The following is a 4115-nucleotide window of genomic DNA, read 5'->3' as shown; positions in this document are numbered from 1 at the left end:
ACAATATTGTGAGGTGTGCTATGCCATTTAATTCGTTTGAACATTATCCGATGTCGTGGAAACCTGACAGGGATAGATTGCAACGACCGCTTTATCGCTCTCTCGCCCTATTGCTGGAACATGACATCAGACATGGCTTTTTGGCTCCGGGTACAAAACTTCCCCCTCAGCGGGAGCTGGCCGATTTTTTGGATGTGAACTTCACAACGATTACACGCGCATACAAGCTTTGCGAGCTTAAAGGATTAATTCATGGTGTGACCGGAAACGGTACCTTTGTTTCAGCCAACGCGGCTCGGTCGGTCACCATTTCAAAAGATCCATCCTCAAACGTACATATTGACCTTGGTTTTGTTGCCTCATTTGAGCAAACCAATGATCTGGTTACTGAGGCCTTAAAGCACGTGGTAGAGAAAAGTTATTTGGAACAGCTATTGAATTACAATGATCCTGCAGGTATCCCGCATCATAAAATGGCTGCTCTCAATTGGATGAAGGCTTTTGGCATCCAGGCCGATACTGAACATATGGCGATCGTTTCAGGAGCCCAAAATGCATTAGCTATTACACTCTTAGCACTGTTTGAACCCGGGGACCGAATTGCGGTTGACCAGTATACGTATGCCAATTTTATTGAAGTCTCCAAAATGTTTCGTATCAAACTAGTTCCCATTTCAGGGGATGAGTATGGTATGTTACCTGAAGCTCTGGAAGACCAATGTTCTCAATCGAATTTACATGGTGTGTTTTTAATGCCTTCCTGCGCTAATCCCACGACCATTATAATTCCGGAAAAGCGAAAAAAAGAATTAGCTCAGGTCATTCAAAAACATCATTTGATCCTGATTGAGGACGACATTCATGCCTTTTTGTCAGCGAACATTATAGATCATTATGGTCAGCCGATGTATCAGCTGCTTCCTGAACAAACGGTTTATATTTGTAGCACCGCCAAATCCATCTGCTCAGGTCTTCGAGTGGCCTATATCGTGTTTAACGAAGCATTCAAAGACACAATGATGAAGGCCATATACAACGTCAACGTCAAAACATCCTCTTTGGACGCAGAGATCGTAACTGAGCTGATTCTGTCAGGAAAAGCAAATATGATTGTTACGAAGAAAAAACAATTGGCCGAGACAGCCAACCAGTTATTTGCTGAATTCTTCCCAAATACTCTCCACGGGGGACATCCACTGAGTTTTTATCGATGGCTACGTTTACCAAAAGTTATGCACGAAGCTTATTCTGAAGGTTTTTTTCTGGAAAAAGGGGTTCGTGTATTTCATTCCAATCGATTTCTGAGCGGTGGGAATGCAGAAGAAAATTATCTAAGAGTAGCGCTTTCATCCACTAGTTCTTTAGAGGAATTAAGAAGAGGATTAGAGATTTTAAGAGAGAGCCTCGAATGAATTGATGTCTTGATGCGTATAGCTACATTCAAAGGCTCAGGCATTATTTTATTTATATTTCATAACAAAGTACGAATGTTCACAGCACAAACAGTGGTCGTATTGAAATGAACCTCTACGAACTTGGAACAGCGCCAATTTGTTGAAGTAATCCAAGCATATCGGGTTGACCATATTCTTCTACAATTTGTCCACCAGAGAATCGATAAAAATTCATCGCTTGAACCTCGATGGTTTTCCCTGTTGGAGGAAAACCGAAGAAACTGCCTTGGTGCGTACCTCGCATAATGAATCGCGCAGCCACCTTATCGCCTTCAGCAACCATCTCCTTCAGTGTCCATTGGATATCAGGGAAGCCAGTTCGCATCATTTGGATAATTGCAAGATATCCATCCGGTCCCTTCATCGCATCTTCCCGTGCTGGGACATAGAAAATCGCATCTGGGGCAATAAGTTCTTCTGCTTGCTTTACGCTAGCCGTATTTATAAACTCTGTAAACCGGTGCATCTGTTGTTTATTCGCTTCAATTGTCATTCTCAAATTCCTTTCAAAATTTTTTATCCTTTTCGTTTCGTGCCCATCACCATTGAAGTAAAAGGTTCCTGCTTGATCAGTAAATCTCCCTCACATCAATATCATAATTGATAACTAAAGACTTCAAAGTTACGATATTAATTTAACTTAGGTTTTCAAATTCATAATAAGTACGCTCGTGTTTTTTGTGAAGTAGGCACCTTAATGTTCTATAGTAACCATTTGGTAACTAATAATACTTATTTATTCATTCATTTCATCAACGTTATATTCGAAAAAATCAAAATCAGCATATTGTTGATGTTTAACACGATCGGCACAGGTCAAGCCAACAAAACTACCTGTAAACTCACCATACTTGATATATTCATCAGAGAATATCGTGGTATCTAAGCCATTTACAATAGCTTCATATTCTTTACCGTCATAACTCCTGAGCGACTGAAAATGTGTTCCTGCATAAAAGCGAAGTGTATACGCAATATTGCTGTAGGACGTAATCGGATTGTTCGCTGCCTGGTCCACATCCTGGGGGTTTACCGTCAACTCCCCTTTCGTTGATCCAGCTGTTAAGTCTCTTAGCATCCAGCCAATGAATATTTATTTTGTGGTTATGGATTGTTCTTCCCAGTATATTGACATATCAGGTCCTCCGTTTTCCTCACATCTGCTAATAAGAGGCAATCAGCGGGTGAAGTCTATCATTTTGTAGCTTTACTATGTCCACTGCAGTTGCGTGGTTAACAAAAAATGCTGACATCTATGTAACTTGATGTCAGCATTCAGAAATCAGCACTGTCCATTGCTGTAAAGATACACTACGAAGTCAATAACCTTCAGCAGAATAAAAATAGTGAATAGTTCTTCACCCATCCACCACATCTGCTTGCAAATCTGTTGCAATTTCAATCATCTTAGGCACGACAGCCTCATCGGAAATAGCCACATACACATCCCCCATGTAATGGCGAAAAGGTATTTCTACGTCAGCATACTTCCACATGAAAAAATCTCCCTCGATCGACATGGTGCTCTCAGCACCTTGTATGATAAGCACTCGTGAATACGAAAAGTCTGGCTGGGATGCAAAGTAATCTTTGCACTCCTCCAGGGAAATAGATTGCTCCACCGGACTTTCCTGCATGGAACGGGTGATTCGAAAACGCTGGTTCATTGATCTGCCTCCACAATTATGATTAAGAAATTCTGGCTTTCATACCTTATAATGTCCACATGCTGATGTCAATGCTGATGGAACTATATGGATATTTATTATGTTTTCAAGCAGTTACTTTTAGGATGCATGTTCAAACTGACTGTTGTATAGATCAGCATAGAAGCCGCCTTTAGCCAGCAATTCCTCATGGTTACCCATTTCGATAATGTCACCATCCTTCATGACCAGAATCAGATCCGCATTCTTGATCGTCGAAAGTCGGTGAGCAATCACAAAGGAGGTTTTCCCCACAGTCAGCTGGTCCATCGCTTGTTGAATCAGCAATTCCGTACGCGTATCAACCGAGCTTGTGGCCTCATCCAGAATGAGCATGGGTGAATCTTCAATCATCGCTCTTGCAATGGTAATCAATTGCTTTTGACCGGCGGAGAGATTGGCTTTGTCGTCCAGCACTGTATCATAGCCCTGCGGCAGTGTTTTAATGAAGCTGTGCAGCCCCACCGCTCTACTAGCAGCTTCCACCTGCTCATCGGTAACATGATCTTTGGAAAAGACGATATTGTCACGAATCGTTCCTTCGAACAGCCAGGTATCCTGAAGCACCATACAGAATAATTCATGAATATTCTCACGCGTTAATTGGCTGATCGGGGTTCCGTCAATGTAGATTTCTCCATCGTTCAGCTCATAAAACCGCATGAGCAAATTCACGAGCGTGGTCTTACCAGCACCTGTCGGACCAACAATGGCAATTTTCTGACCAGCTTCAGCTTTCATGGAGAAGTCCTTGATAATCATACGATCTGTATTATAGCCGAAACGGACATGTTTGAATTCGACATCCCCTTTGGCGGTGTCCATCTTTATGGTCTTGTGACGCTCATCTGCCAATTCTTCTTCACCCAGAAATTCGAATACACGTTCACTGGCGGCAGCCGCCGACTGCAGATTGGTTGCGGCCTGTGCCAGCTGCGACAAGGGCTGTGTAAAC

At 42.3% G+C, this 4115-nt stretch carries 5 protein-coding genes; 1 reads left to right on the top strand and 4 read right to left on the bottom strand.

Features of this window, described 5'->3' with window-relative positions; translation table 11 throughout:
* Positions 1-20 precede the first annotated feature (20 nt).
* Positions 21-1412, top strand: coding sequence for an aminotransferase-like domain-containing protein (locus tag GRP75_RS20290; protein ID WP_160790194.1), 1392 nt, complete (start codon positions 21-23; stop codon positions 1410-1412).
* A 115-nt stretch (positions 1413-1527) separates the two neighbouring features.
* Here the strand turns inward: GRP75_RS20290 and GRP75_RS20285 are convergent, their stop codons facing one another.
* From GRP75_RS20285 to GRP75_RS20265, 4 genes are all read right to left on the bottom strand, one after another.
* Positions 1528-1947, bottom strand: coding sequence for an ester cyclase (locus GRP75_RS20285; RefSeq protein WP_160790193.1), 420 nt, complete (start codon positions 1945-1947; stop codon positions 1528-1530).
* Positions 1948-2190: 243 nt separating this feature from the next.
* Positions 2191-2493 carry a beta-xylosidase family glycoside hydrolase gene (locus GRP75_RS29305; protein ID WP_237449120.1) on the bottom strand — a complete coding sequence of 101 codons (303 nt, stop codon included), beginning with the start codon at positions 2491-2493 and terminating at the stop codon, positions 2191-2193.
* Between the two features lie 319 nt (positions 2494-2812).
* Entirely contained in the window at positions 2813-3121 is a 309-nt protein-coding gene (locus GRP75_RS20270; protein ID WP_025723019.1) for a hypothetical protein, read from the bottom strand.
* 120 nt (positions 3122-3241) lie between these two features.
* On the bottom strand, positions 3242-4115 hold an 874-nt coding region (locus GRP75_RS20265), incomplete at its 5' end, for an ABC transporter ATP-binding protein (RefSeq protein WP_160790192.1).

It is taken from the genome of Paenibacillus sp. OT2-17 (genome assembly GCF_009827695.1).
Classification (GTDB): Bacteria; Bacillota; Bacilli; order Paenibacillales; family Paenibacillaceae; genus Paenibacillus; species Paenibacillus polymyxa_B.
The sequence above is the reverse complement of the archived record's forward strand: the minus strand, read 5'-3'. Positions and strand labels throughout refer to the sequence as shown.

What these genes read in the sequence shown, in the direction of transcription:
- GRP75_RS20270 (WP_025723019.1), bottom strand. Translation starts at nt 3,121, where the DNA reads ATGAACCAGCGTTTTCGAATCACCCGTTCCATGCAGGAAAGTCCGGTG.
- GRP75_RS20285 (WP_160790193.1), bottom strand. Translation starts at nt 1,947, where the DNA reads ATGACAATTGAAGCGAATAAACAACAGATGCACCGGTTTACAGAGTTT.
- GRP75_RS20290 (WP_160790194.1), top strand. Translation starts at nt 21, where the DNA reads ATGCCATTTAATTCGTTTGAACATTATCCGATGTCGTGGAAACCTGAC.